The sequence below is a fragment of the Pseudomonas sp. B21-048 genome, from assembly GCF_024748615.1.
GTDB lineage: Bacteria > Pseudomonadota > Gammaproteobacteria > Pseudomonadales > Pseudomonadaceae > Aquipseudomonas.
On record NZ_CP087168.1, the window covers coordinates 4,053,828 to 4,078,824 of the forward strand.

22 protein-coding genes are annotated in these 24,997 nt (G+C 58.9%); 8 read left to right on the top strand and 14 right to left on the bottom strand.

The features are described from left to right. Position 1: 1 nt before the first annotated feature. The gene (locus tag LOY56_RS19090; protein WP_258616545.1) at positions 2-1,387 is read right to left on the bottom strand and encodes a PLP-dependent aminotransferase family protein; all 1,386 of its coding nucleotides are present in this window, start codon (positions 1,385-1,387) and stop codon (positions 2-4) included. A 272-nt stretch (positions 1,388-1,659) separates the two neighbouring features. Here LOY56_RS19090 and LOY56_RS19095 point away from each other — a divergent pair, with 272 nt between their 5' ends. Further along, complete coding sequence (locus LOY56_RS19095) at positions 1,660-2,664, top strand: NADP-dependent oxidoreductase (protein ID WP_258616548.1); 1,005 nt, start codon at positions 1,660-1,662, stop codon at positions 2,662-2,664. Positions 2,665-2,723: 59 nt separating this feature from the next. Here LOY56_RS19095 and pyrF read toward each other — a convergent pair whose 3' ends face one another. The 6 genes from pyrF to LOY56_RS19125 form a co-directional block, all read right to left on the bottom strand. Further along, positions 2,724-3,422: an orotidine-5'-phosphate decarboxylase gene (gene pyrF / locus LOY56_RS19100; RefSeq protein WP_177409381.1), complete on the bottom strand. Its 699-nt coding sequence runs from the start codon at positions 3,420-3,422 to the stop codon at positions 2,724-2,726. A gap of 281 nt (positions 3,423-3,703) precedes the next feature. Beyond that, positions 3,704-4,759, bottom strand: a complete 1,056-nt coding sequence (locus tag LOY56_RS19105) for an AI-2E family transporter (RefSeq protein WP_258616551.1) — start codon at positions 4,757-4,759, stop codon at positions 3,704-3,706. Positions 4,760-4,836: 77 nt separating this feature from the next. Then, entirely contained in the window at positions 4,837-5,643 is an 807-nt protein-coding gene (locus LOY56_RS19110; RefSeq protein ID WP_258616552.1) for a DUF4892 domain-containing protein, read from the bottom strand. 8 nt (positions 5,644-5,651) lie between these two features. After that, a complete protein-coding gene (locus LOY56_RS19115) occupies positions 5,652-6,311 on the bottom strand; it encodes a glutathione S-transferase family protein (protein WP_258616553.1) in 660 nt (219 codons plus the stop codon). A 50-nt stretch (positions 6,312-6,361) separates the two neighbouring features. Further along, positions 6,362-7,216, bottom strand: coding sequence for an alpha/beta hydrolase (locus tag LOY56_RS19120; protein ID WP_258616555.1), 855 nt, complete (start codon positions 7,214-7,216; stop codon positions 6,362-6,364). Next, positions 7,213-8,019 carry an alpha/beta fold hydrolase gene (locus LOY56_RS19125; protein ID WP_258616556.1) on the bottom strand — a complete coding sequence of 269 codons (807 nt, stop codon included), beginning with the start codon at positions 8,017-8,019 and terminating at the stop codon, positions 7,213-7,215. The genes LOY56_RS19120 and LOY56_RS19125 overlap by 4 nt, the downstream gene beginning before the upstream one ends. A gap of 223 nt (positions 8,020-8,242) precedes the next feature. On the opposite strand from LOY56_RS19125, the gene LOY56_RS19130 reads away from it, so the two are divergent. Continuing rightward, positions 8,243-11,044 (top strand): RHS repeat-associated core domain-containing protein, encoded by a 2,802-nt coding sequence (locus tag LOY56_RS19130; RefSeq protein ID WP_258616559.1) that lies wholly within the window; start codon positions 8,243-8,245, stop codon positions 11,042-11,044. A gap of 46 nt (positions 11,045-11,090) precedes the next feature. Here the strand turns inward: LOY56_RS19130 and LOY56_RS19135 are convergent, their stop codons facing one another. The 4 genes from LOY56_RS19135 to LOY56_RS19150 all read right to left on the bottom strand — a co-directional run bounded on the left by LOY56_RS19135 (position 11,091) and on the right by LOY56_RS19150 (position 13,574). Then, complete coding sequence (locus LOY56_RS19135) at positions 11,091-11,534, bottom strand: hotdog fold thioesterase (protein WP_258616561.1); 444 nt, start codon at positions 11,532-11,534, stop codon at positions 11,091-11,093. A 187-nt stretch (positions 11,535-11,721) separates the two neighbouring features. Next, entirely contained in the window at positions 11,722-12,174 is a 453-nt protein-coding gene (gene sixA, locus LOY56_RS19140) for a phosphohistidine phosphatase SixA (protein WP_258616563.1), read from the bottom strand. After that, positions 12,171-12,518 carry a DUF4389 domain-containing protein gene (locus LOY56_RS19145; RefSeq protein ID WP_258616565.1) on the bottom strand — a complete coding sequence of 116 codons (348 nt, stop codon included), beginning with the start codon at positions 12,516-12,518 and terminating at the stop codon, positions 12,171-12,173. The genes sixA and LOY56_RS19145 overlap by 4 nt, the downstream gene beginning before the upstream one ends. Before the next feature lie 30 nt (positions 12,519-12,548). Continuing rightward, a complete protein-coding gene (locus LOY56_RS19150) occupies positions 12,549-13,574 on the bottom strand; it encodes an NAD(P)H-dependent glycerol-3-phosphate dehydrogenase (RefSeq protein WP_258616566.1) in 1,026 nt (341 codons plus the stop codon). Positions 13,575-13,770: 196 nt separating this feature from the next. On the opposite strand from LOY56_RS19150, the gene LOY56_RS19155 reads away from it, so the two are divergent. From LOY56_RS19155 to LOY56_RS19180, 6 genes are all read left to right on the top strand, one after another. Next, positions 13,771-15,894 (top strand): TonB-dependent siderophore receptor, encoded by a 2,124-nt coding sequence (locus LOY56_RS19155; protein WP_258616567.1) that lies wholly within the window; start codon positions 13,771-13,773, stop codon positions 15,892-15,894. 1 nt (position 15,895) lies between these two features. Beyond that, positions 15,896-16,828, top strand: coding sequence for an ABC transporter substrate-binding protein (locus LOY56_RS19160; RefSeq protein ID WP_258616569.1), 933 nt, complete (start codon positions 15,896-15,898; stop codon positions 16,826-16,828). Then, positions 16,825-18,726 (top strand): ATP-binding protein, encoded by a 1,902-nt coding sequence (locus tag LOY56_RS19165; protein WP_258616570.1) that lies wholly within the window; start codon positions 16,825-16,827, stop codon positions 18,724-18,726. Before LOY56_RS19160 ends, LOY56_RS19165 begins: the two co-directional genes overlap by 4 nt. Positions 18,727-18,974: 248 nt before the next feature. After that, the gene (gene fabA, locus LOY56_RS19170) at positions 18,975-19,490 is read left to right on the top strand and encodes a 3-hydroxyacyl-[acyl-carrier-protein] dehydratase FabA (RefSeq protein WP_007899046.1); all 516 of its coding nucleotides are present in this window, start codon (positions 18,975-18,977) and stop codon (positions 19,488-19,490) included. Between the two features lie 11 nt (positions 19,491-19,501). Beyond that, a complete protein-coding gene (fabB, locus tag LOY56_RS19175; protein ID WP_258616571.1) occupies positions 19,502-20,722 on the top strand; it encodes a beta-ketoacyl-ACP synthase I in 1,221 nt (406 codons plus the stop codon). 310 nt (positions 20,723-21,032) lie between these two features. Then, positions 21,033-21,221 carry a hypothetical protein gene (locus tag LOY56_RS19180; RefSeq protein WP_030130084.1) on the top strand — a complete coding sequence of 63 codons (189 nt, stop codon included), beginning with the start codon at positions 21,033-21,035 and terminating at the stop codon, positions 21,219-21,221. A 66-nt stretch (positions 21,222-21,287) separates the two neighbouring features. Here the strand turns inward: LOY56_RS19180 and LOY56_RS19185 are convergent, their stop codons facing one another. Genes LOY56_RS19185 through relA form a run of 3 tightly spaced genes read right to left on the bottom strand, consistent with a single transcriptional unit; the run spans position 21,288 to position 24,993 of the window. Continuing rightward, on the bottom strand, positions 21,288-21,830 hold the full coding sequence (locus LOY56_RS19185) for a DUF2058 domain-containing protein (protein WP_030130085.1): 543 nt from the start codon (positions 21,828-21,830) through the stop codon (positions 21,288-21,290). A 28-nt stretch (positions 21,831-21,858) separates the two neighbouring features. Next, positions 21,859-22,692, bottom strand: a complete 834-nt coding sequence (gene mazG, locus LOY56_RS19190) for a nucleoside triphosphate pyrophosphohydrolase (protein ID WP_258616573.1) — start codon at positions 22,690-22,692, stop codon at positions 21,859-21,861. Positions 22,693-22,749: 57 nt separating this feature from the next. After that, positions 22,750-24,993: a GTP diphosphokinase gene (gene relA / locus LOY56_RS19195; RefSeq protein WP_258616574.1), complete on the bottom strand. Its 2,244-nt coding sequence runs from the start codon at positions 24,991-24,993 to the stop codon at positions 22,750-22,752. Positions 24,994-24,997 lie beyond the last annotated feature (4 nt).

Genomic DNA, 24,997 nt, shown 5'->3' on the forward strand with positions numbered 1-24,997 from the left:
TTCAGAACGCTTTAGGTCGATCCAGAGTGGCCTGAAAAAATGCCCGGGCGCGAGGATCACCCGCATAGGCGACATTGATGCGCTGCCAGTCATGGGCCTGGTCGCTCGGACTGAACGCCGTTGGGCAAGACAGCAGCACACCGAAGCGCCGTGCCTGAATTTGCACCTGAGCGTAGTCGGACTCGCGCGATCGCGCCCAGATGAACAGACCGCCCACCGGTTTGCCGAAAACCTCCCACTCGGCGTCTTCAAGTACTTGCAAGGCTGCTTCCCTGCCAATACTTAAACGCTGGCGCTGGCGCTGCACCAACTTGCGATAGGCACCACTGGCCAACAAGCACGCCAGTACCGATTCGCTAAATCGTGAAGCGCCCATGCTGCTGATCATCTTGACCTCTGCCAATCGCGAAATAACATCAGCACCGGCCACGACAAAACCGACCCGTAACGAACTGCTGAGGGTTTTGGAGTAGCTGCCGACGTAGATCACGTTGTCATCAATGCCGAGTGCCGCAAGACGCGTGCCGGGGCCGCTGTGAAAATCCGCATAGACATCGTCTTCGACCACCAGCAGACCATTTTTCTTGGCCAGTTGCAGGACCTGCTGAGCCACCCCCGAGGTCAGACTGCTGCCAGTAGGGTTGTGATAAAAACTGTTGATGAACAAGCCACGGGGTTTGTACTTGCGCAACAATGCCTCGAGTGCTTCGGTGTCTGGCCCGCGAGGGGTGCGTGGCACCTCGATCATACTGACGCCGTGCAGCCTGAGCAGATCGAACAACATCGAATAACCAGGACTTTCTACCACCACGCAATCGCCCGGTTTGAACAAAGTGCGCACAATCAGATCGAGCCCATGACTGGCCCCCGCGGTGGTCATTATTCGGCTTTCATCCACCTCGATACAAAGTTGCTTCAACCGTTTTAGGATCTGCTGGCGCAAAGCAGGCAGGCCCAGCGGCGTGCTGTAGTTGAACAGCCCGGCCATGTCAGTGCGGCTGACTTGGCGTATGGCATAGCTCAGGTCGTCGGTCTCGCGCCAGCTTTCGGGTAATCCGCCGCAACCCAGCGTCAGCTCGCTGACGAAGTCGCTCTGCTGCTCACCTCCTTCGAACCAGGGCAGATCCCGTTGCCTCTGAACGGCCAGCGCTGTAGCCGCGACAAAGAAACCCGCCCCGTTATGCGTCGCCAGTACCCCTTGAGCCGCCAGCCGTTCGCAGGCTTCGACAACGCTGGATTGACTGAGCAGATTGATCCGCGCGATTTGCCGTACGGTCGGCAAACGCGTTCCCGGCGATACCTCGTCGCGACGGAGCCAGTCGACCAATGCGTCGACGATTTGCTGCACAACAGGCACCAATGCCTGTCGATCGATTCTCAACTCCATGAGCAAGCAAACTCCTGTCTGTTTTGCGGGAAACAGTTAATCACAGGAGCGCCCGAGAGGATGTGCGACAACGCCGCCAAAACCCTTGGTTCTAACCATTTGAAACACATTACCGGTGCTTCCACGGAATCGATGCCTAACGATAAAAAATCGCAAACGGCCGGCCTCACTATCACTGCACTGGATCGATGTGCATTCGCAGCGTCAGCCCGCCTTGCGACATTGCCCGTGAAGGTCTATCAACAAGACTTCATTCATCTTGAGTGCCTGTCATGACTACCCTGACCAATCGCCAGTTTCTGCTCGCCAAACGTCCCGTGGGGGCGGCTACCCGGGAGACGTTCACCTATCAGGAAGTACCGGTCGGCGAGCCAGCGGCGGGTCAGATTCTGGTCAAGAACGAATACCTGTCGCTGGACCCGGCCATGCGTGGCTGGATGAATGAGGGCAAGTCCTACATCCCTCCGGTTGGCATTGGCGAAGTGATGCGTGCATTGGGCGTAGGCAAAGTCATTGCCTCGAACAATCCGGGTTTTGCCGTGGGGGATTACGTCAACGGCGCCTTGGGTGTGCAGGATTACTTCCTCGGCGAGCCGCGAGGTTTCTACAAGGTCGATCCGAAACTGGCGCCGCTGCCGCGCTATTTATCCGCGCTGGGCATGACCGGGATGACCGCCTACTTCGCCCTGCTCGATGTCGGCGCACCGAAAGCCGGCGACACCGTGGTGCTGTCGGGCGCGGCCGGTGCGGTGGGCAGCATTGCCGGGCAGATCGCCAAGATCAAAGGTTGCCGGGTGGTGGGCATTGCCGGCGGCGCGGACAAGTGCAAGTTCCTGATCGACGAGCTGGGTTTTGACGGTGCCATCGACTACAAAAACGAAGACGTACAGGCTGGCCTGAAGCGCGAATGCCCGAAAGGTGTCGATGTGTATTTCGATAACGTCGGCGGCGATATTCTCGACGCGGTGCTGAGCCGTTTGAACATGAAAGCGCGGGTGGTGATTTGCGGTGCCATCAGCCAATACAACAACAAGGAAGCGGTCAAAGGCCCGGCCAATTACCTGTCGCTGCTGGTCAACCGCGCGCGGATGGAAGGCTTTGTGGTGATGGATTACGCCGCGCAGTTCGGCGCTGCCGGGCAGGAAATGGCCGGCTGGATGGCCAAGGGGCAGCTCAAGAGCAAGGAAGATATTGTTGAAGGATTGGAAACGTTCCCGGAGACGCTGATGAAATTGTTCAGCGGCGAGAATTTCGGCAAGTTGGTGTTGAAGGTTTAAAAGCTTCGCGGGCAAGTCGGATCGCCGACTTACCCCCGAATGGTTTTAGCAGGCGCCGCTTAAGCGAGCTCTGCGACCACGGCCGCCAACGCCTTCGCCGGATCCGCCGCCTGGCTGATCGGACGGCCGATCACCAGGTAATCGGAACCGGCGTCCAGCGCCTGACGCGGGGTCAGGATGCGGCGTTGATCGTCCTGGGCGCTGCCCGCCGGACGAATCCCCGGGGTCACCAGTTGCAACGACGGGTGAGCGGCTTTCAAGGCCTGGGCTTCCAGGGCCGAGCAGACCAGACCGTCCATCCCGGCTTTTTCCGCCAGCGCGGCCAGGCGCAGTACCTGCTCCTGTGGCTCGATGTCCAGACCGATACCCGCCAGATCCTCACGCTCCATGCTGGTCAGCACGGTCACGCCGATCAACAGCGGTTTCGGGCCGCTGCGCTGATCGAGCACTTCACGGCAGGCGGCCATCATGCGCAGACCGCCGGAGCAGTGCACGTTGACCATCCACACGCCCATTTCCGCGGCGGCCTTGACGGCCATGGCGGTGGTGTTCGGAATGTCGTGGAACTTGAGGTCCAGGAACACTTCGAAGCCTTTGTCGCGCAGGGTGCCGACGATTTCCGAGGCGCAACTGGTGAACAGTTCTTTACCGACTTTGACCCGGCACAGCTTCGGGTCCAGTTGATCGGCCAGCTTCAGTGCGGCGTCACGGGAGGGAAAATCCAGGGCGACGATGATAGGCGTCTGGCAAGCGGACATGAGTGGGCTCTCAGGCAAGTCGAAATCGGCGCGCATTGTAGCGGAACCAGCGCCGCTGCGGGACCCGATGATCGGTAATTCGTCGTCGGGGCCAAGACAAGACTAGCTCCTGCGGCAATTGTGTCGAGTTCGGGGGGCATTCGCCTGCCTAGAATTTGGGTCGCCACAAAAAAGATCACAGCCTTCGGCAGCTCCTGCAAGCCGTATTCGCTCGATAACGTCGCGACCGCAGGCAAATAACTGAACGAGGCGACATGAGGCAAAAGCCGCAACCAAAAACCTCAGGGCCGGCGATCTTCAACGCGAGCCTGGCTTTTGCTCCAGTCAGTCAACAGGCTGTACGCAACCGCCAACAACGTCGGACCAATAAACAACCCGATAAACCCAAACGCAATCAACCCGCCAAACACCCCGAGCAGCACAATCACCAACGGCAAATTCCCGCCACGACTGATCAGGTACGGCTTAAGCACGTTGTCGACCCCGCTGATGATGAACGTCCCCCAAATCCCGAGAAACACCGCCATTCCGTACTCGCCCTTCCAGGCCAGCCACGCCGTGGCCGGAATCCACACCAAGGGCGGGCCCATTGGAATCAGGCTCAGCAAAAACGTCACAATCCCCAACACCAGCGCCCCAGGCACGCCGGCAATCAGGAAGCCGATCAACGCCAGCACGGCCTGAGCCGCCGCCGTACCGATCACACCATTGACCACACGCTGTACGGTACCTGCCACCAGTTCGATGTAATACCCGGCGCGATCGCCAATCAGCCGTTCCAGCAACCCATGGACAAACACCGCCAATCGCGGCCCGTCCCGGTAGAAAAAGAAAACAAAGACAATACTCAGCGTCAACTCAAGGATGCCACCGCCGATCTGTGCGCTGCGGGCCAGCAACCAGTTACCGACCTGCCCCAAATAGGGCTTGATCGCCAGCATCATCGCCGCGCCTTGCTGATCGATGCTGTTCCAGAGAGCCACCAGACGCTCGCCGATCAAGGGAATACTGCCCAGCCAGGTCGGTGCTTCAGGCAGACCATCGACTTGCACATCCTTGATGAACGCCGTGGCATCGCGTACATGATCGGCCAGGTTGAAGCCCAGCCACACCAGCGGTGCTGCCACCAGTAACATCCAGCCTAGCGTCAATAAAAGCGCCGCCAGGGATTCACGGCCATTGAGCCAACGGGTCAGCAAACGCATCAGTGGCCAACTGGCAAACGCCAGCACGGCCCCCCAGAACAATGCCGACCAGAACGGCGCCATTACCCAGAAGCTCGCGCCAAACAGCACCAGGAGCAGAATCTGCACCAACAGCCGATCGTTATTGAGCATGTGCGACCCCGAAAAAAGTCCGTCTAAAAATCAGCCAAGAGTAGGCGAACACGCAGAACGCGTTCGCCGAATGAAGCTTATCGCAACAGCTCGAAGTGCAGGCCAGAGCCTTCGACGCTGCCGGTTTCCATCCGCGCCGCCCGTACGCCCTGGCCGATCAGCGCCTGGCGCCAGACTTCGGCCTTGGATCCCGCAACACTGACGCGCAATGTGGTGTCCAGGTTCAGTCCCCGGGAAATCAAACGCAACCAGGTGTCGTCAAGGTCACCCCCAAGCTTGGGGAAATCGAGTTTTCCGGTGCTTTTGAGTTGCCGCAGCAAGGTCGCGGACGTTGGCAGCAAATCACCCAAGGGTGCAGCAGCGTCGAACTGCTCGACGTGCAGATAGGCTTTGCGATTGCCGCGAGTGATGCTGTAAAGCGCCACCAGGGTGTTGTCTTGAGGGGCCGCCAAACGCAGCAACAAATAAGCCTGCTGATTATCGGCGCCATACAGTTTGGCGTTGCCGAAGACTTCATTGGCCCACAGGCTGCTTTCGCCACAATCACGGGCCTGACACCAGAACAGCAACTCGGCGCCCTGTTTTTGCAACGCTTCGCGGGCGGCGGTGAAGGCATCGGTGGAGGAATGCTCCGGTGGCAGCTCATAGGTTACCGAGGTGGCCTGCCCACGGGCGCTGACTTGACCGTCAAAGCGCAACTGACCACTGATCTTGCGGATAGATCCCAGCGGGTAGATCCGCTCAAGCTCGACAGCCGGGCGATAGTCGACGATCTGCGCATCGGCCATACGCGGCACGATCGGCAGGTCCTGACTGCCAGGGACATCAGCGGCAAATAAAAGAGGACTGAAACAACACAGCGCCAGCACAGTGAGTGAACGCATGGATAGATTCATCGGATCAGCATGGCCTGGGCACCCTTGACGACACTCGCGTCATCGATGCGCTCGGGCACCAGCAAACCACGCTGCACCGCAGGGCGCGCCTCCATGGTCGCCATCCAGCGCTGCAGGGCTGACAAGCCCTCCACCGCGACACCGGACCATTCATGCCCACGGACCCACGGATAAGTGGCAATGTCGGCAATACTGTATTCGCCCGCCAGAAATTCCACGGCTTGCAGACGCGTGTCGAGCACTTCATACAAGCGCCGGGTTTCATGTTGATAACGGTCGATAGCGCCTTGGAGTTTTTCCGGGAAATAACGGAAAAACACGTTGGCCTGGCCCTGCATCGGTCCGATTCCGCCCATCTGGAACATCAGCCACTGCAACACCACCGAGCGCCCCTTGGGGTCCTGGGGCAGCAGTTTGCCGGTCATCTCGGCGAGGTAAATCAGGATCGCGCCGGACTCGAACACGGCGAAATCGCCATTGGCACGGTCGACAATCGCCGGAATCCGCCCATTGGGATTGATCTTGAGGAAGTCCTTGGACTTCTGTTCCTTTTTGTCGAAACTCAAGGCATGCACCGTATAGGGCAGGCCGAGTTCCTCGAGCACGATAGAGACCTTGTGGCCATTCGGAGTCGCTGCGGTGTACAGATCTATCATGGTTGTCTCCCATTTCAACCCGCCCAGCCTCGACAGTTGCCCGGCGCAAGTCAAGGAACGGCGAAGAACCGATTGAAACAGTCTGCGACAAGGTCGGCGCCGGGTTCGTCATTCAGGTGCAAATGATGGCCGCCAGGCAACTGTTCACGGTTAAAGGGTAGACGTTCCAACAGCTCTGAATGTTTGGCGAGCATGCCGTCCGCCGCGACCACCAAGAGGGCAGGACAACTGATGCGCTGGACGAAGGCCATTGCCTGTTCAGTGGTCAGGCGTAGCGGCGAAGGAAGCGTCAGGCGGTTGTCGGTGCGCCAGGTATAACCGCCCGGCACCGGCATCAAGCCGCGCTGGGCCAGCAGTTCGGCGGCTTCGCGGCTGACCGCCACCAAGCCTTTCATGCGTGCTTCGATGGCGCGATCGAGGAGGTTGTAGACCGGTTTGCGTTTTTCTCGCAGATCCAGTTGCGCTTGCAGGGCCATGCCCATGCGCTCGGCGGCATTTTCGCCTTTGTCTGTAGGAGGAATGATGCCGTCGATCAAGGCCAGATGAGTGACCCGTTCCGGCAACGATCCGGCCAGCACCAGCGAGACGATCGCCCCCAGGGAATGCCCCAACAGCGCAAAACGTTTCCACCCCAACTGCTCGGCCACTTGCAGCACGTCGTGCGCGTAGTCCCACAGCGCGTAACCGGCGCCATTCGGTCGATGCCCCGAGTGACCGTGCCCGGCCATGTCCAGCGCGATGATACGCAAGCCTTTGAGCTTGGGAGCCAGCCGGGCAAAGCTGTTGGCGTTGTCCAGCCAGCCGTGCAAGGCGATCACCGGCAAGCCGTCCTCGGGACCGAACAAGTGCGCCGCCAACTCGATATGCGGCAGGCTCAGACGAACTTCTTCGACGACATTGCTCATGCGCACTCCTGTTGACTGCGAGCTTCCCAGCGACTGAACAGATTCTTCAGCAGCGTAGCCGTGTCTTGTGGACGTTCGAGGGGAAACATATGGCCGCCAGGCAGGGTCAAGGACTCGCCCAATGGCATGCGCCCGACGGAACGGGCGTGATGGCGCATCACCACGAGGCTCTTGTGCCCGCGAACCACCGCCAGCGGCACTTTCAACTGCCGTGCCCGACCAGGGCTGGTGTGGGGCACACCACGATAGATGCTGATTTCCGTGGCCGGGTCGAAACGCAGGCGCAGTTTGTCGCCGACCTTTTGCAAACCATGTTGAAGATAGGCCTCGAAGCATTCCGGATCGAAGCCACGAAACAGGGTTTTGCCAGCGAAATACAGGCGAGCCGCGTTCAGATCGGCAAACTCTTCCCGTCGGCCCAACGTACGACCGGCCGGGGTCAAGCGATCGATGAAACCAAAGCGCTTGGCGGCACGGATCACCCATTGATCGGCGCGGGTCAGCACCGGCGAATCGAGCATCACCACGCCACGATACAGCTCAGGGCAACGTAGAGCAGCATGCAGGTGCAGCACGCCACCGAAGGAGTGGCCAACGCCCCACACCGGCTCCGGCTGCTGCTTGAGGTGATAAATCAGCTCATCCACCAGATTGTTCCAGTTGTCGTCCGCCGGAAAACGCGGGTCATGGGCGTGCTGCTCCAGATGCGTCACCTGATACTCGGGCGCTAGCGCCGCGAACAACTTGCCATAGGTCCCCGATGGAAAACCATTGGCGTGGGCAAAAAATATCTGTTGCGACATACCTGCAAGTCCATGAGCGAAACGAGGCTTGATTGTCCGTAAGACCGTGCGCTACAGCAATGACCGTAACTGACAGGAATGATGACAGCGTCGCTTCATCGATGGAAAACAATCCGGGCATTCTTCGAACGCCTCACTTACCTGTTATTTCTGACAGTTGACACGTCGGGAGCAACCGAGAATAACTGTGCCCGACACGAAGCTGTTTCAGGAGGCTGCTTCCATGCACAGAAAAACCCCGACAGTCTCCGTGAAGGATCCGCGAGGGCTCAATGTCGCCACTGTGTCCTACTACCGCGACACACTCGGCAAGCCAGCAGAGCCTCGAATTTACCGTCAATCCTATAATGCCGCAGGTCGCCCGACGATCAGCCGCGACCCTCGTCTGTACAAGCTGCTTGAGACCGAGCCAGACGCCCGGCCAAACCTGCTGACAGTTTTCAGCCTCACGGGTGCGCCCCTCTACATTGGTAGTGTGGACGCGGGCAGTCGGCTGGTCTTGCTCGGCATGGCTGGTCAAAATCTCATGAGTTGGGACAGTTTGCTCACTCAAGTCAGGACCGACTATGACCTATTGCTGCGCCCCGTCAAAACTGTCGAGCAAGCTCCAGACAAACCAGCCAGAACCCGTGCCTTTTACACCTATGGTGACGCGACCCAGGAAACTGCCTCACGCAATCAATGCGGTCGGCTGATCCGTCATGATGACAGTGCCGGCACCGTGCATTTCACAGCCTACGCACTGACCGGTGGAATCAACTCGCAGGTCCGACATTTTCTCAAAAAATTAGACGAACCAGACTGGCCGATTGACGAAGCCGAAAGAAACCTGTTGAACGAAGCAGGTACCGGCGCAACCACCCACAATCACTACAATGCCGCAGGGTTCGCAATCAGCCAGGAAGATGCCCGAGGCAACGTCCGGTTCTCACACTTAAATATCGCCGGCCAACTCAGAGAGACGGGCCTGAAACTCGCCGCACAAACACAAGAGAAATCACTGCTGAGCTTCATCGACTACAACGCTTTTGGCAGCATCGAGCGGCAGATCGCCGGCAATGGCTTGATCAGCGAAGCCTGTTACTCCCCACTCGACGGCCGTTTGCTTGAGCTCAAGACCCGACTGCCCGGCAAATCATTGCTGCAACATTTCAGTTACAGGTACGACCGGGTCGGCAATATTCTCAGCATCAATGATGCGGCACTGCGCACCTATTTCTTTCGCAACCAGAAGGTCGAACCAATCCGTACCTTTGCCTACGACTCGTTATATCAACTGATAGAGGCAAAGGGCTGGCAGCGGGCCAACAGCCAGATGGGTCCACAACTGCCAGACTTCGAGTCACCACCTGACCCCGGGCAATTGGAAAACTACTGCCAGACCTACACGTACGATGCAGGTAGCAATCTGACCAAGCTGATTCACAGCGCTGCCAGCCGCAGCCAGACGCAGCGCATAGGCATCTCCAAATACAGCAATCGGGGCCTGCCGCAAAAGGACAATGGCGAATTACCCACCGAGAACGAAATAGCCGCAGGATTCGATGCCAACGGCAATAAGAAACTACTGCAGCCAGGTCAGAATCTGATCTGGAGCTTGAATAGCCGTCTGCAGCAAGTCGATCAGGTGGTGCGCGAGAACGCTCCAAATGACACCGAAATCTACATTTATGACGAAGCCGGTCAGCGTCAACGGAAAATCCGCATCGCTTCCGCCGGCACTTTAACGCGTACTCACGAGACGCGATTTTTACCGGGACTGGAAATCCGCACGTCGGCTGATGAAGTTCTGCACGTTATCTCTGTGCAGGCCGGATGCTGCACAGTGCAAGTTTTGCATTGGGAAAAAGGCGGGCCATCAGCCGCTGCGCAGAATCAATATCACTACAGCCTGAATGATCACTTGGGTTCCAGCACTCTGGTATTGAACGATCAGGCAAAGCTGATCAGCCTGGAAAGTTACTATCCGTACGGAGGGACTGCATGGTGGGCCGGAAATGACAAAATTGAAGCCAGTTACAGAACCATTCGCTACAGCGGTAAGGAGCGCGATGCTACCGGCTTGTATTACTACGGTGCCAGGTACTACTCGCCTTGGTGGCAACGCTGGCTCAATCCGGATCCTGCCGGAACCGTTGATGGTCTGAATCTTTATCTTTTTGTCCGAAGTAATCCTGTGACCTTTGTCGACTCTGATGGTCAGGCGCTCACAGAGGCTATAGAGGCTTTCGATCACATGTTGCGCAATGGGTCAGCATGGAAGCAGATTGATAACGGGCAAGACGGCCTGACTACCTTCCAGCAACAGTCCAGGAAAAATATAAGGCAACTTGAAGAGCGCCTTGGCGAATCAATCGAACTGGACTCTGCCGAGACTCTTTTTCTCCAGGAATTCAGCGACAGCTCATTCCATATCGTCCACTTTTCCGACCAGGATCTTCGCACCAACGATGTGGTTGAACTCTTCTCCAGAAAACAACTGATCGAACGGCAGTTGGTATTCAATGAAAACAACACAGCGGAGGGCGACTTGACCTCATTGGGAACTGACGATTTTGTTTTCTTTTCATTGGAAGCACAAAACGAGCCCGCCAAACCCAGCAGCCGGTTCGGTGACAAGCGCTACAGAGCAGCTTTTTCAATACTGCAGGAAAGCGGTCAGGCCGAGCATTCCATGCTCCAGAGCCTTGATATCATATTGCCCACAAGCAGACCAAGGGCAGCCCCTGCCTGGGTAAAAGATGCCCACGCGTACGGAAGAGACTTCGCTTTGAGGGACAACGAGAATGAAGATACCCAACGTCACGGGGCGATGTTCGTGGGACAGCAAGACATGATTCGCGGAATGGGACTCAACGTCATGATTGATGTTTTAACCTACGCAGAAGAGCCGGGAGACACACTCTATGACGTGTCTGCCGACACCTTGATGAATTCACTTTATCGCCCTCAGGTGTTGGTTCCAAACAAAGTCCGATTGAAACCGTCTCAATACAGCTATCAACAAACACGCAAGCCGTATTGAGTCTCTACACCCGAGCCCGAGGTCTCTTTCGCTGATGCAATGATTCTCACCGTGCTGGCGGTTGTTCCCCCAATGGAACAACCGCCATGGTCAGCCGCGACACGCAACTGGCCTTGCCCTCATCGCTGGTGAGGCGGATATCCCAGACGTGGGTAGTGCGACCAATGTGAATCGCCTTGGCCACCGCCGTCACTCGCCCACTGCGCAGGCCGCGCAAATGGTTGGCGTTGATTTCCAGGCCCACGCAATAAAACTTGCTGGTGTCGATGCACAGGAAACTGGCCATCGAACCGACGGTTTCGGCCAGCACCACGGAGGCGCCGCCGTGCAACAAACCATAGGGCTGGTGCGTACGATGGTCGATGACCATGCTTGCGGTCAGGGACTCGTCATCGAAGGCTTCGAAGCGAATATCCAGCACTTCGCCGATGGTGTTTTTCTGGATTGCGTTCAACTGCTCGACGTTGGGAGTGGTGCGCCACAGACTCATCGTTGAGTTCCTTTATTGGTGTTGTTAGCGGCTCAATCCTGCCACAGCACCGCCAGGCGATTTTTATTTTTTGTCTGGAGCAAGCGTAGCCAACCAAGCAAGCAAGTGCTCGGTTGACTATTTCACACAAAAACCAAGAACACCGCCCACCTACAAAAGCGCAAGCACAAGCCACAGCTGAAGCAGATTACGGGTGCTTGATGCCGTTGAGCTTCATCGACCCGATCAGCAGTTCATTGTTCTCCAGCTCGGCCAGGCCGGCGGTGCTGACTTTTTCCGGTGGATAACCGGCGCCGTGCTGCAGATAGCTCAGCAGGTTGCCCACCAGCGGATTGTGACTGACCAGCAGGACATCACTCACCGACACAAGCTGCTCCGCCACCTTGTCCGGATCGGTATCCGGTGTCAGCCAGTCGACGGTGCGGATCTCTGGCTCGAAACCCAATGCCTCACGCACCAGCAAAGCCGTCTCCTGCGCTCGCAGGAAAGGACTGGCATAAATGGCGGTGAGCGGCTGGCCGATCAATTGGGCGGCCGTGCGCAACACTTCTTCACGACCCTTGACGGTCAGGGCCCGCTCAGAGTCCGGGCGAGTACCGTGAGGTTCGGCTTCACCATGACGCAATACCCAGAGTTTCATAGCTTCGGTTCCTCATCTCGGGCCGGATGTGGTGCTGGCCCCACAACGTGTGGGGCTTCACCTTCCGGTGTACGCGGCGTCGGCCAGTCGGCGAACGGCCAGGGTTTCTGGTCGCTGTGAAAACTGCCGAAACGACCGATCTGCGCCAGAAACTGGCTCAGGCTGTCGCCAAAATTCATCAGGCTGGAGCTCGGTGCGCCGTAAATCAAACGATAGATCAGCTGCACCAACACCACCGCACCGAGGATCAATTGCGCTACTTGCCAGACCAGCACATAGACAATCATCCACAGCACCCGCAGCAGGATGGATTCGTACTTGGCTTCTACTTTCTGATCGTTCATGTCTCACTCCGTTCCTATTGAATAGAGGGTTCAGTTGAAATCGCTGGTGGAAATAAAGTCGACATCGGTTTTCGGCTCGGCGCGCATCAGCAGGGCGATCACCTGTTCAAGCGTGCGCCCTTCAAACAGAATCGCATGCAATCCGGCGACCAATGGCATATACACGCCCGCGTCCTGAGCCTTGGCCTTGAGCACCTTCAGGGTGTTCACGCCTTCGGCGACTTCGCCCAGGCGCGTCACCGCGTCTTCCAGGCTCAAGCCCTGGCCGAGGGCAAACCCGACCTGATAGTTTCGGCTTTTCGGCGACGAGCACGTCACGATCAAGTCGCCCACGCCCGCCAGGCCCAGGAACGTCATCGGGTTGGCGCCCTGATTCACTGCGAAGCGGGTCATTTCCGCCAGCGCCCGTGTGATCAGCATGCTCTTGGTGTTTTCACCCATGCCCAGCGCCACCGCCATGCCGGCGATGATCGCGTAAACGTTTTTCAACGCCCCGCCCAACTCCACGCCAAAGCGGTCGGCGCTGGCGTACACGCGAAAGGTCTTGCCGTGCAGCGCTTCCTGAACCCGCTGGCAAAGCTCTTCATCTTCGCTGGCGACCACCGTGGCGGTCAGCGCGTGTTCGGCGATTTCACGGGCCAGATTCGGGCCCGACAGCACGCCGATGCGCGCTTGCGGGGCGATCTCTTCGAGGATCTCGCTCATCAGCTTGAACGTCTTGGCTTCGATGCCTTTGGTCAGGCTCACCAGCAGTTTGCCGCTCAAACGTTCGGCGTGAGGGACCAATGCCGAGCGCAGCGCGCTGGACGGCAGCGCGACGAAGCACAGGTCGCAGGCCTCCAGGGTGGCTTGCAGGTCCGTGACCGCCTCCACCGCTGGAAGAATCTTGATGCCTTTGAGATAACGCGGGTTCTCACGATTGACCCGAATGGCCTCAGCCTGTTCGGGGTCACGCATCCACAGCCGGACCTGATGCCCATTCTCGGCCAGCAGATTAGCCACGGCGGTACCAAAACTTCCGCCTCCCAGGACCGCAATCGGGCGCTGTTCAGTCATATGCAATCCGTTAATCCATACCAGTGGCGATGCCGGCATTATACGGAGCGGCCCGGTCGCGGCCAGCCCCTGCATCAATTACCGACACTTGTAGGAAGAAGACCAAGAAAACCGAGGAAAATGCCCATAACGTGACTGGAAAAGTCTTTGTCCTCGGTTAACATGCGCGCCAACTAATCGCTATCAAGGCCGTGCCGTGTCTTTTGGCTTTCCCTGCCCTCGCTCGCCGCTGGTACTGACGCTGATCTTCAGCTCGCCGTTGCTGGCCGATGACTTGTTCCTCGACAACGATCCGTTGCCGCAAGTGCTGACGGCGACGCGCCTGAAGCAGTCGCCGGCGGCCGTGCCGGGGAGCATGACGGTGATCGACAGCGAACTGATCAATGCCAGCGGTGCGCGGGACATCAGCGAGTTGCTGCGGCTGGTGCCGGGAATGATGGTCGGTAATATCACCGGTAATCAGGCGGCGGTGAACTACCACGGCACCAACGCCAGCGAAGCGCGGCGCCTGCAAGTGTTGATCGACGGCCGCTCGGTGTACCGCGCAGGCCTGGCCACCGTGGACTGGAGTGATATTCCGGTGGCCATGGAGGACATCGAGCGCATCGAGGTCTTCCGTGGCCCAAATACCGTGAGCTATGGCGCCAACGCGCTGATGGCGGTGGTCAATATCATCACCCGCAAACCGGCCGACACTCATGGCACGCGGCTGAAAGTCACCCGGGGCCAGCGCGACATCAACGATTTCTACGCCAGCCAGGGCATGGGCTGGGACAGCGGCGACTTGCGCCTGTCGTTGTCCGGCCAGCAAGACGATGGCTTCGATTCGGACCGCACCGGCGCCGATTACCGCGACAGCCGTCGCTTGAACCGCTTCAGCCTCGCCGTCAGCCAGACGCTCAATGAAAACCAGAGCATCGACTGGCAACTGAATGCCAAGGACGGGACTAACCAGCGGCCCTATACCTACCGTCCGGTGTTCTCGGGGATTACCGCCGCCGGGGACAATTCCGACGTCATCGCCAAGGACTATGCCGGCTCGCTGCGCTGGAACCTGGACATCAACCCCGATCACAGCCTTTATATTCAAGGCTCGGCGCAACATTGGGATCGCCAGCAGACGTGGCGCGCCTGCGACGCCGAGATCTCGTTCAGCCCGGAGCTGACCCAACTGTGGCAACTCAACCCGAACTACACCGAACGTCTGGCGCGTAACATGCTGCGCTACACCGGTTCCGGCGCACCGGCGGGCACTGAGGCGGAACGTGCGCTGGGCAATCAGGTATTGAGGCAATGGCAAAACGGCGCCCGGCAAACCCTCTGCGGCGACATTGACCAGAGCACCCGTGAATCTCGCTACAACCTTGAACTGCAAGACACGCTCAGCCTGTCCGACAGCCTGCGGCTGGTCAGCGGCATGAACTATCGTTACGACCGGGCCCATTCCGAGACCTACTTTAATGGCACGCTCGACGACACGACCTGGCGAGCGTTCGGCCAACTCGAGTGGCGTGCCACCGAACACTGGTTGTTGCAGGGCGGGGCGATGTACGAAGACTCACAATTGACCGGCAACTCGCTGACCCCGCGGGTGGCGGTCAATTACCTGATCAATCCGCGCCACGGCTTGCGCGCGGTGTATTCAGAAGCTATCCGCTCGCCAGATATGTTCGAGAACAACGTCAACTGGAGCTATCAGGTGACCAACCTTCAGCCCAGTGCCTACGGGCAGAACAGCGCGCGCTATTTCGTCAAGACCCGAGGCCCGGGCGACCTCGAACAGGAACGCATGCGCTCCCGGGAATTGGGCTACAACGGCTACTTCGCAGAGTGGGGGCTGGCGGTCGACGTGAAGCTGTTCTACGACGAAATCACCGGCATGATCAGCGAACCGCTACGCAATAACCAATACATTGCCAGCAACTCGAACAGCTCGCGCTTCAGCGGAACTGAAACCCAGCTGGATTGGCGCGTCAGTAACGCCGATCGTCTGCGCCTGACGTATGCCTACGTCGATGCCGAGGCGAGCAACCCGCTGGATGCGCAACAGACCGCGCGCAACAGCGGCTCCGCCGGTTGGCTACGCAGCTGGGGCCATGGCTGGAACAGCGCGCTCTTCTACTATGGAGCCGACGTTCTCAACGGTTACCGCTTCGAACGGGTGGACACCCGCATCGCCAAACGCATCGGCTTGGGCAAGGCTCATCTGGAGCTGGCCGGGGTCCTCCAGCAACGCCTCGATAATCAGCCCACCACCTTCATCGACAACCATTACGACGAACGTCGGGTGCTCTATTTCAGCGCGGAGCTGGAGTTTTAAGATGCAACAGCGCCCGCCCTCGAAGACGCCATCCCTTGGCCGCCTGCTGGTCGGGGTGTGCCTGGTGTTTACCGGGTTGCTGTGCAATCTGCCGGCACGGGCCGCCGACATTCTGCTGACGGGTGCTGAGGACAGCCCCGGCGTGGAATCTTTCGTTCAGGCCCTCAGCGAATTGCGCCCCACCGACAGCGTGCGCTTCCAGCCTGTCGCCAGCCTGCCGGCGCCAGGCCAACTGCCCGCCGGCACCCGTCTGATTCTGCTCGACTTGCCCAGCCTCGACTGGCGCCTGCAAGACGCCCAGGGCCCGGCGACACTGGTGCTGCGCATCAGCCGCCTGCAAGCTCGCCGACGCTTGGGCAATGAAATGCCCCCACACCTCAGCCTGCTCTGGAGCGATCCGCCGCTGGATCGACAATTGCGCCTGACCCGACTGCTCCTGCCTGAGGCCCGGCGGGTCGGCGTGCTTTTCGACAGCCACAGCGAATTCTTGTTGAAGGAACTGCGTCAGGCCGCCCTGCCCCTGGGCCTTGAAGTGGTCACCGAGCGTTGGGATAACACCCATGACAGCCGCCCCTTGCAGGCCTTGCTAAAAAACAGTGATGTGCTGCTGGGCCTGGACGACCCTGAGCTGTACAACCCGAAAACCGTGAAAAACCTGCTGCTCAGCAGCTATGCGCGGCAACTGGCGCTGATCGGTCCCAACGCAGCCTTTGTCAGGGCCGGCAGCCTGGCCAGTACTTACAGCGACCAGAACGATTGGCTGAAGATTCTCGACGAACTGCTCGACCGCCCTTCGAGCACCTGGCCGCGCGCACTTTATCCGCAACACTTCAAGGTCTTAAGCAACCCGCAAGTGGCTCGTTCATTAAGTATCGAACCGATGAATGAAGCCTCTGTCGCAACACAGCTGGCCGAAGGAGAACACCGCCCATGACCTTCCGTCGCGGTTGGGACATCAATACCCGCACCCAGATCATCAGCCTCGGCCCGGCCTTGCTGCTGACGTTGCTGCTGATCAGTTTTTTCACCTTCGTGCGCATCCAGGACCTGCGCCAGGAACTCGATCACACCGGTCAGCTGATCGCCAATCAACTGGCGCCGGCCACCGAGTACGGGGTGATTTCAGGCAACAAAGAGGTGCTCGAGAGTTTGCTCAAGGCTACCTTGGCCACGCCCAACGTACGCTTTCTGGAAGTGCAGGACAGCGCCAACCGGATTCTGGTGTACGTCGAGCAACCATCGCAAACCCACAACCGTTCACATCTAGTCGAAGTATTCCAGGCACCGGTACGCCTGCAACGCATCACGCTCCACAGTGATTTTTTCCAGAACAGCCGTACCGTCGCCAGTGCGCCGGGCGAGGATTATCTGGGCCGGGTGATCGTCGGCCTGTCCAATGACGCCTTCAACCAGCGCCAGCAGGAAATCCTTTTCAAGGCCGGGATCCTCGCCTTGTTCGCTCTGCTGTTTACGTTTCTGCTGGCTCGGCGTCTGGCCGGCAGCCTGTCGCAACCGATCCACGACATCGGCAATGCGGTCAAGGCGATCCAGGAAGGCGACTACAAAACGCCCTTGCCGATTGTCGACGACACCGAACTGGGCGCCCTGTCGCAGCACATCAACAACCTTGCCCAAGGCCTTGAGCAAGCCAGTCGCGAACAGCATCAGGCCATGGCCCAATTGATCCAGACTCGCGAGGAAGCGGAAAAGGCCAACAGCGCCAAATCCGATTTCCTCGCGATGATGAGTCACGAACTGCGCACGCCGATGAATGGCGTGCTGGGCATGCTGCAACTGCTGGAAACCACCGAGATGACCGACGAGCAGATCGAGTATGCGGCGCTCGCCTCGGAATCCACCGAACATCTGCTCAAAGTGATCAACGACATTCTCGATTTCTCGCGCATCGAGCGTTCGGAACTGGAGCTGGAGCACATTGCGTTCAACCTCGCGGACCTGATCGGCAGTTGCGCCCAGTCATTCCAGCACAGCGCGGCGCAACGCGGGCTCGACCTGCAACTGCGGATCCCCGAGGACATGCGCGCCCTTCAAGTTCAGGGCGATCCGACGCGGATCCGGCAGATTCTGGTGAATCTGGTCGGCAATGCGCTGAAGTTTACCGAACGCGGCCGCGTCACCCTCGAACCGCAGTGGCAGGCCCTGGATCATGAATTGCTGTGGTTCACCTGCACCGTGCGCGACAGCGGCATTGGCATCTCGGCCGAAAGCCTGGAGTTGATGTTTAACGCGTTCCAGCAAGCCGATAGTTCTATTTCAAGACGTTACGGCGGCACCGGACTGGGGCTGCCGATTGCCCGCACGCTGGCTGAGCGGATGGGCGGTACCTTGCGCGCTCAAAGCCAAGAAGGCGTTGGCTCGGTGTTCACCCTGGAAATCCCTTTGGCTCTGTACAAGCAGCCACTGCCGCTGCTGACCTCACGAGGCCCTATCGGCGATGATCACGGCGAAGGTCGCCATGTGCTGCTGGTAGAGGACAACCCGGTCAATCGCACCGTTGTCGAAGCAATGTTGCGCAGTCTGGGCTTTACTGTCAGCGTCGTCACCGATGGTGCACAAGCGGTGCGTAGTGCCGAAAGCCTGATTTTCGAAGCGATTCTGATGGACTGCCGATTGCCGGTCATCGACGGCTATGAGGCCACCCGACAGATTCGCCGATTGCCTGGCTGTGCTGACGTGCCGATCATCGCCCTGACGGCCAATGCCTTGCAGGGCGACCGCGAAGCCTGCTTATCAGCGGGGATGAACGATTACCTGGCCAAGCCCTTCAAACGCACCGATTTGCAGCAGATTTTGCAGCGCTGGGTGCAGTAGCAAAGGCCTTTCGGCTATCTGCGACTGGCGTGAACGACGAAAGTGCGGCAGTCTTAGGCACCCGTACAGGCCCGAAAAGGGGCTTGAATAAAAATTTCAGTGCACAAGTGTACATTCATGTCCTTGGTGCTGTGACTTTCACCACAACGCAATAGTCTATGAGTAGGCTGCTGACTCGAGGCGTGAATGCTTCGATCGGCCGGGAAGATTCGCCCCCACCCTGCCGCATGGACTATTGAGGAGCTCGCATGACCAAACAAAACGCCTTTACCCGGGAAGACCTGCTGCGCTGCAGTCGCGGTGAGCTGTTCGGCCCAGGTAACGCGCAACTGCCCGCCCCGAACATGCTGATGGTCGATCGCATCACCCATATCAGCGAAGAAGGTGGCAAGTACGGCAAAGGTGAATTGGTCGCCGAGCTGGATATCACTCCAGACCTGTGGTTCTTCGCCTGCCACTTCGAAGGTGATCCGGTGATGCCGGGCTGCCTGGGCCTCGATGCCATGTGGCAACTGGTCGGTTTCTTCCTCGGCTGGCAAGGTCTGCCCGGCCGCGGTCGCGCCTTGGGTTCGGGCGAAGTGAAATTTTTTGGCCAGGTACTGCCGACCGCCAAGAAAGTCACCTATAACATTCATATCAAACGCGTCCTCAAGGGCAAGCTGAACATGGCCATTGCCGATGGTTCGGTGACCGTCGACGGCCGCGAAATCTACACCGCCGAAGGCCTTCGGGTCGGCGTTTTCACCTCCACTGACAACTTCTAAGGGTTATCCGCATGCGCCGCGTCGTTATCACTGGTCTGGGCATCGTTTCGTGCCTGGGCAATGACAAAGAGACCGTCTCCGCTAACCTGCGTGCAAGCCGCCCTGGCATCCGGTTCAATCCGGAATATGCCGAAATGGGTCTGCGTAGCCAGGTTTCCGGCTCCATTGACCTTCCCCTCGAAGAGCTGATCGATCGCAAGATCTTTCGCTTCGTCGGCCACGCGGCGGCTTACGCCTACCTGGCCATGAAAGATGCCATCGCAGATTCCGGTCTGACCGATGAGCAAGTCTCCAACGTGCGTACCGGCCTGATCGCCGGCTCCGGTGGCGCGTCGACCTTGAACCAGATGGAAGCGCTGGACATCCTGCGCGAGAAAGGCGTCAAGCGCGTCGGCCCGTACCGCGTCACGCGGACCATGGGCAGCACCGTCTCGGCCTGCCTGGCCACGCCGTTCAAGATCAAGGGTGTGAACTACTCGATCTCCTCCGCTTGCGCTACCAGTGCTCACTGCATCGGTAACGCCATGGAACAGATCCAGCTGGGCAAGCAGGACATCGTCTTCGCCGGTGGTGGTGAAGAAGAACACTGGAGCCAATCGTTCCTGTTCGACGCCATGGGCGCCCTGTCCACCCAGTACAACGAAACCCCGGAAAAAGCTTCCCGTGCCTACGACGCCAAGCGTGACGGTTTCGTCATTGCCGGCGGTGGCGGCATGGTCGTGGTCGAGGAGCTGGAACACGCTCTGGCCCGCGGCGCGAAGATCTACGCGGAAATCGTTGGCTACGGCGCGACCTCCGATGGCTACGACATGGTCGCTCCGAGCGGCGAAGGCGCTATCCGCTGCATGCAGATGGCCATGTCCACCGTCGACGCACCGATCGACTACCTGAACACCCACGGCACCTCGACTCCGGTCGGCGACGTCATGGAAATGAAAGGTGTGCGTGAAGTGTTCGGCGACAACGCTCCGGCCATCAGCTCCACCAAGAGCCTGTCGGGTCACTCCCTGGGCGCCGCCGGTGTTCACGAAGCGATCTACTGCCTGCTGATGATGGAAGGCAACTTCATGGCGGGTTCGGCCAACATCGACGAACTGGATCCGGAAGTGGCAGACATGCCAATCCTGACCAAGACTCGCGAAGACGCCACCCTCAACACCGTGATGAGCAACAGCTTCGGCTTCGGCGGCACCAACGCCACGCTGGTCCTGAAGCGCTGGGCAGGTAAGTAATTACCCGCTGCTGAGCCGCACATGAAAACGCCCCGACTGGTTCGGGGCGTTTTTTTTGCCTGTAATAAACTGGGCCCCCAATCGCAATTCTTCATTCAAACTCAGCGGCTTTCTTCTCGCGAACATGAAACCTTTGTCATGAAACTTCTGGGCCTGCGACTGAATGTCGCGTATTTCGCGGGCTGCAGGACTTTTGCCGATTCTGCAAAAATTCGTTGCCGAACTCAGTCGTTTACTTAGCCTGCTAATCAAACTTATAACAAAGGCCTGCACACGCCTTGCTGCAGATAACAGAGATTGGAGCTAGCAGATGACTGTAAAAGTAACTGAACGCGACGATTCACATATGTCCCATGAAGGCATCGCCGCCGGTATCCGCATCTGGGATGTGCATCAACAAGACCTGTTGGTCGGGATGTTTCACTCCGAGACCGAAGCCCACCAATACAAGGCCGAACTGGAAACACTGGAGCAGCAGCGCGAAGCGCGTTCTGCATAATGACCGCATTGAAAACGACAAACCCCGCCATGAGCGGGGTTTGTCGTTATTGCAGTCGCTAACGGCTTACCACATCAGATCGTCAGGGATCTGATAGGCCGCGTATGGATCGTCTTCCGCGCTGACTTCTTCTGTCTGCACATTCAGCTGCACGATGCGCTGCGGATCGCGCTCCTGGATCTTCAGGGCCGCTTCACGCGGGATCACTTCGTATCCACCGGCGTGATGCACGATCGCCAGCGAACCGCTGCTGAGCTTGTTACGCATCAGGGTGTTGACGGAGATACGCTTGACCTTCTTGTCGTCAACGAAGTTGTAGTAATCCTCGGTGGTCAGCTTGGGCAGGCGCGAGACTTCGATCAATTGCTTGACCTGGGCGGCGCGGGCCTTCGCTTCGGCTTTCTCCTGCTGCTGGCGGTTCAGCTCCTGGTCGCGCTTGACCTTCTCGGCCATGGCTTCCTGAGCGGCACGCTGCTGGGAGTCATCGAGTTCGATCTGGCCTTTGTGGGCCAGACGTTGCTGCTTCTGCTTCTCTTTGCCGACCTGTTTGGCCTGCTTTTGATTGACCAGCCCTGCTTTGAGCAACTGGTCGCGAAGGGAAATGCTCATGATGCTTATTTCTCACTTAGGCAACTGCTCAACCGCAGCTGGGCAAATTCTTTTCCTGACGTTTGGCTTCGCCCCACAAGGCGTCCAACTCTTCGAGGGTGCAATCTTCTATGGGACGGTGGGTGTCGCGCAATGCCTGTTCGATAAATCGGAAGCGTCTTTCAAACTTTGAGTTCGCGCCACGCAGTGCTGTTTCCGGATCGACCTTGAGATGTCGCGCCAGATTGACCACGGAAAACAGCAAGTCGCCGACTTCATCGGCAATCGCTACCAAGTCATTGTCGGCCATGGCTTCGAGCACTTCATCGAGCTCTTCGCGCACCTTGTCGAGCACCGGCAAGGCGTCCGGCCAGTCGAAACCGACCTGCCCTGCGCGCTTCTGCAGTTTTGCCGAACGGGACAGCGCCGGCAACGCGGCAGGCACGTCGTCGAGCAAGGACAACTGCTGCGGCGCCGAAGACTTCTCGGCGCGTTCTTGCGCCTTGATCTCTTCCCAGCGTTGCTTGACCTGCTCTTCATTCAAACGCGGGATGTCCAGCGGCGCATACAGATCACCGGTGGGGAACACGTGAGGATGACGGCGGATCAGTTTGCGCGTGATGCTGTCGACCACGCCTTCGAACTCGAAGCGCCCTTCTTCCCGGGCCAGTTGGCTGTAATAAACCACCTGGAACAGCAAGTCGCCCAACTCACTCTGCAAGTGATCGAAGTCCCCGCGTTCGATGGCGTCGGCGACTTCGTAGGCTTCCTCGAGGGTGTGCGGGACGATGGTGGCGTAAGTTTGCTTGATGTCCCACGGGCAGCCGTATTGCGGGTCGCGCAGACGGTTCATCAGGTGCAGCAAGTCTTCAAGTGAATACATCAATCAGTCTCTACAGATTGCATTTGTACAGTCACCATCAATTTCCGTGCAGGTCTCTCACGGCGTGCGGTTACGGCGGGTTTCGATGATGTTCGGCAACTGGGAAATCCGTCCCAGCAACCGCCCCAGCGCATCCAGCCCCGGAATCTCGATGGTCAGGGACATCAACGCCGTGTTGTCCTCTTTGTTCGAACGGGTGTTGACCGCCAGCACGTTGATCCGCTCGTTGAGCAGCACCTGCGACACGTCACGCAGCAGACCGGAACGGTCGTAGGCGCGAATGATGATGTCCACCGGGTAGGTGAGCACCGGCACCGGGCCCCAGCTGACCTGGATGATCCGCTCCGGCTCGCGCCCGGCCAGTTGCAGTACCGAGGCGCAGTCCTGACGGTGAATGCTCACGCCACGGCCCTGAGTGATGTAACCGACGATCGCATCCCCCGGCAGCGGCTGGCAGCAGCCGGCCATCTGGGTCATCAGGTTGCCGACGCCCTGGATCTGAATGTCGCCGCGCTTGCCTGGCTTGTAGCCTGTGGCTTTGCGCGGGATCAGTTCCAGCTGTTCGTTGCCGCGCTCCGGCTCGACCAGTTGCTGCGCCAGGTTCACCAGTTGTGCCAGGCGTAAATCGCCTGCGCCCAAGGCGGCGAACATGTCCTCGGCGGTCTTCATGTTGGCCTTTTCGGCCAGCTTGTCGAAGTCCACCTGCGGCAGGCCGAGGCGGTTGAGTTCGCGCTCGAGCAAGGTTTTACCGGCCGCGACGTTCTGATCGCGGGCTTGCAACTTGAACCAATGAACGATCTTCGCCCGGGCCCGCGAGGTGGTGATGTAACCCAGGTTCGGGTTCAGCCAGTCGCGGCTTGGGGTGCCGTGCTTGCTGGTGATGATCTCGACCTGTTCACCGGTTTGCAGGCTGTAGTTGAGCGGTACGATGCGCCCGTTGATCTTGGCGCCGCGGCAGTTGTGACCGATTTCGGTGTGCACGCGGTAAGCGAAGTCCAGCGGCGTCGCGCCCTTCGGCAAGTCGATGGCGTGACCGTCCGGGGTAAAGATATAGACCCGGTCCGGCTCGATATCGACCCGCAGTTGTTCGGCAAGGCCACCAATATCACCGAGTTCTTCGTGCCACTCGAGGACCTGACGCAGCCAGGAGATTTTCTCTTCGTAGTGATTGGAGCTGGACTTGACGTCGGTGCCTTTGTACTTCCAGTGCGCACACACCCCCAGCTCGGCTTCTTCGTGCATCGCATGAGTGCGGATCTGCACTTCCAGCACCTTGCCTTCAGGGCCGATGACCGCGGTGTGCAGCGAGCGGTAGCCGTTCTCTTTCGGGTTGGCGATGTAGTCGTCGAATTCTTTCGGGATGTGCCGCCACAGGGTGTGGACGATGCCGAGCGCGGTGTAGCAGTCGCGCATTTCCGGCACCAGCACGCGAACCGCGCGCACGTCGTAGATCTGGCTGAACTCCAGACCCTTGCGCTGCATTTTGCGCCAGATCGAATAGATGTGTTTGGCTCGGCCGCTGATGTCGGCATCGACGCCGGTGGCCTGCAACTCGTCTTTGAGTTGGGTCATCACGTCGGCAATGAAGCGCTCGCGATCCAGCCGTCGCTCGTGGAGCAACTTGGCGATCTGCTTGTACTGGTCGGGCTCAAGGTAGCGGAAGGACAAGTCCTCCAGCTCCCACTTGATATGACCGATACCGAGGCGGTGGGCCAGCGGCGCGTAAATGTCGAAGACTTCACGGGCGACGCGGTTGCGCTTCTCGTCGTCGGCGGTTTTCACCGCGCGGATCGCACAGGTGCGCTCGGCCAGTTTGATCAGCGCGACGCGCACGTCGTCGACCATGGCCACCAGCATTTTGCGCAGGTTTTCGACTTGGCCCTGAGTGCCCAGCACCAGGGATTGACGGGGGCTCAGGCTGGCGCTGATCGCCGCCATGCGCAACACGCCGTCGATGAGTTTGGCGACCACCGGACCGAAGCGCTGGCTGACCGCCGGCAACTGGATCTGGCCTTCGCGCACGCCGCGGTACAGCACCGCTGCAACCAACGAATCCTGGTCGAGTTTGAGGTCGGCGAGAATCTCGGCGATCTCAAGGCCCGTGCGGAAACTAGAGGTCCCTTCGGACCACAGATTCTTCGCCGCATTGGCTTGTTGTTCGGCCTCGCGAGCGAACTCGCAGGCTTCCTTCAAGGCTTCGCGATCCAGCGCCGCATCGACACTGACCGCATGATCGAGCCAAGCCTCGAGATTGATACTGCCGTCGGTGTTGATCGGCTGGTGTGCTCTCACCTGTACCATCTTG

Excerpts from the sequence above, each read along its gene's own strand:
- LOY56_RS19150 (WP_258616566.1), bottom strand. The coding sequence starts at position 13,574 with ATGACTGAACAGCGCCCGATTGCGGTCCTGGGAGGCGGAAGTTTTGGT.
- fabA (WP_007899046.1), top strand. The coding sequence starts at position 18,975 with ATGACCAAACAAAACGCCTTTACCCGGGAAGACCTGCTGCGCTGCAGT.
- mazG (WP_258616573.1), bottom strand. The coding sequence starts at position 22,692 with ATGTATTCACTTGAAGACTTGCTGCACCTGATGAACCGTCTGCGCGAC.
- LOY56_RS19135 (WP_258616561.1), bottom strand. The coding sequence starts at position 11,534 with ATGAGTCTGTGGCGCACCACTCCCAACGTCGAGCAGTTGAACGCAATC.
- sixA (WP_258616563.1), bottom strand. The coding sequence starts at position 12,174 with ATGAAACTCTGGGTATTGCGTCATGGTGAAGCCGAACCTCACGGTACT.
- LOY56_RS19125 (WP_258616556.1), bottom strand. The coding sequence starts at position 8,019 with ATGTCGCAACAGATATTTTTTGCCCACGCCAATGGTTTTCCATCGGGG.
- LOY56_RS19105 (WP_258616551.1), bottom strand. The coding sequence starts at position 4,759 with ATGCTCAATAACGATCGGCTGTTGGTGCAGATTCTGCTCCTGGTGCTG.
- LOY56_RS19095 (WP_258616548.1), top strand. The coding sequence starts at position 1,660 with ATGACTACCCTGACCAATCGCCAGTTTCTGCTCGCCAAACGTCCCGTG.
- LOY56_RS19130 (WP_258616559.1), top strand. The coding sequence starts at position 8,243 with ATGCACAGAAAAACCCCGACAGTCTCCGTGAAGGATCCGCGAGGGCTC.
- LOY56_RS19090 (WP_258616545.1), bottom strand. The coding sequence starts at position 1,387 with ATGGAGTTGAGAATCGATCGACAGGCATTGGTGCCTGTTGTGCAGCAA.
- LOY56_RS19120 (WP_258616555.1), bottom strand. The coding sequence starts at position 7,216 with ATGAGCAATGTCGTCGAAGAAGTTCGTCTGAGCCTGCCGCATATCGAG.
- LOY56_RS19110 (WP_258616552.1), bottom strand. The coding sequence starts at position 5,643 with ATGCGTTCACTCACTGTGCTGGCGCTGTGTTGTTTCAGTCCTCTTTTA.
- LOY56_RS19165 (WP_258616570.1), top strand. The coding sequence starts at position 16,825 with ATGACCTTCCGTCGCGGTTGGGACATCAATACCCGCACCCAGATCATC.
- LOY56_RS19115 (WP_258616553.1), bottom strand. The coding sequence starts at position 6,311 with ATGATAGATCTGTACACCGCAGCGACTCCGAATGGCCACAAGGTCTCT.
- relA (WP_258616574.1), bottom strand. The coding sequence starts at position 24,993 with ATGGTACAGGTGAGAGCACACCAGCCGATCAACACCGACGGCAGTATC.
- LOY56_RS19180 (WP_030130084.1), top strand. The coding sequence starts at position 21,033 with ATGACTGTAAAAGTAACTGAACGCGACGATTCACATATGTCCCATGAA.
- fabB (WP_258616571.1), top strand. The coding sequence starts at position 19,502 with ATGCGCCGCGTCGTTATCACTGGTCTGGGCATCGTTTCGTGCCTGGGC.
- LOY56_RS19145 (WP_258616565.1), bottom strand. The coding sequence starts at position 12,518 with ATGAACGATCAGAAAGTAGAAGCCAAGTACGAATCCATCCTGCTGCGG.
- pyrF (WP_177409381.1), bottom strand. The coding sequence starts at position 3,422 with ATGTCCGCTTGCCAGACGCCTATCATCGTCGCCCTGGATTTTCCCTCC.
- LOY56_RS19160 (WP_258616569.1), top strand. The coding sequence starts at position 15,896 with ATGCAACAGCGCCCGCCCTCGAAGACGCCATCCCTTGGCCGCCTGCTG.
- LOY56_RS19185 (WP_030130085.1), bottom strand. The coding sequence starts at position 21,830 with ATGAGCATTTCCCTTCGCGACCAGTTGCTCAAAGCAGGGCTGGTCAAT.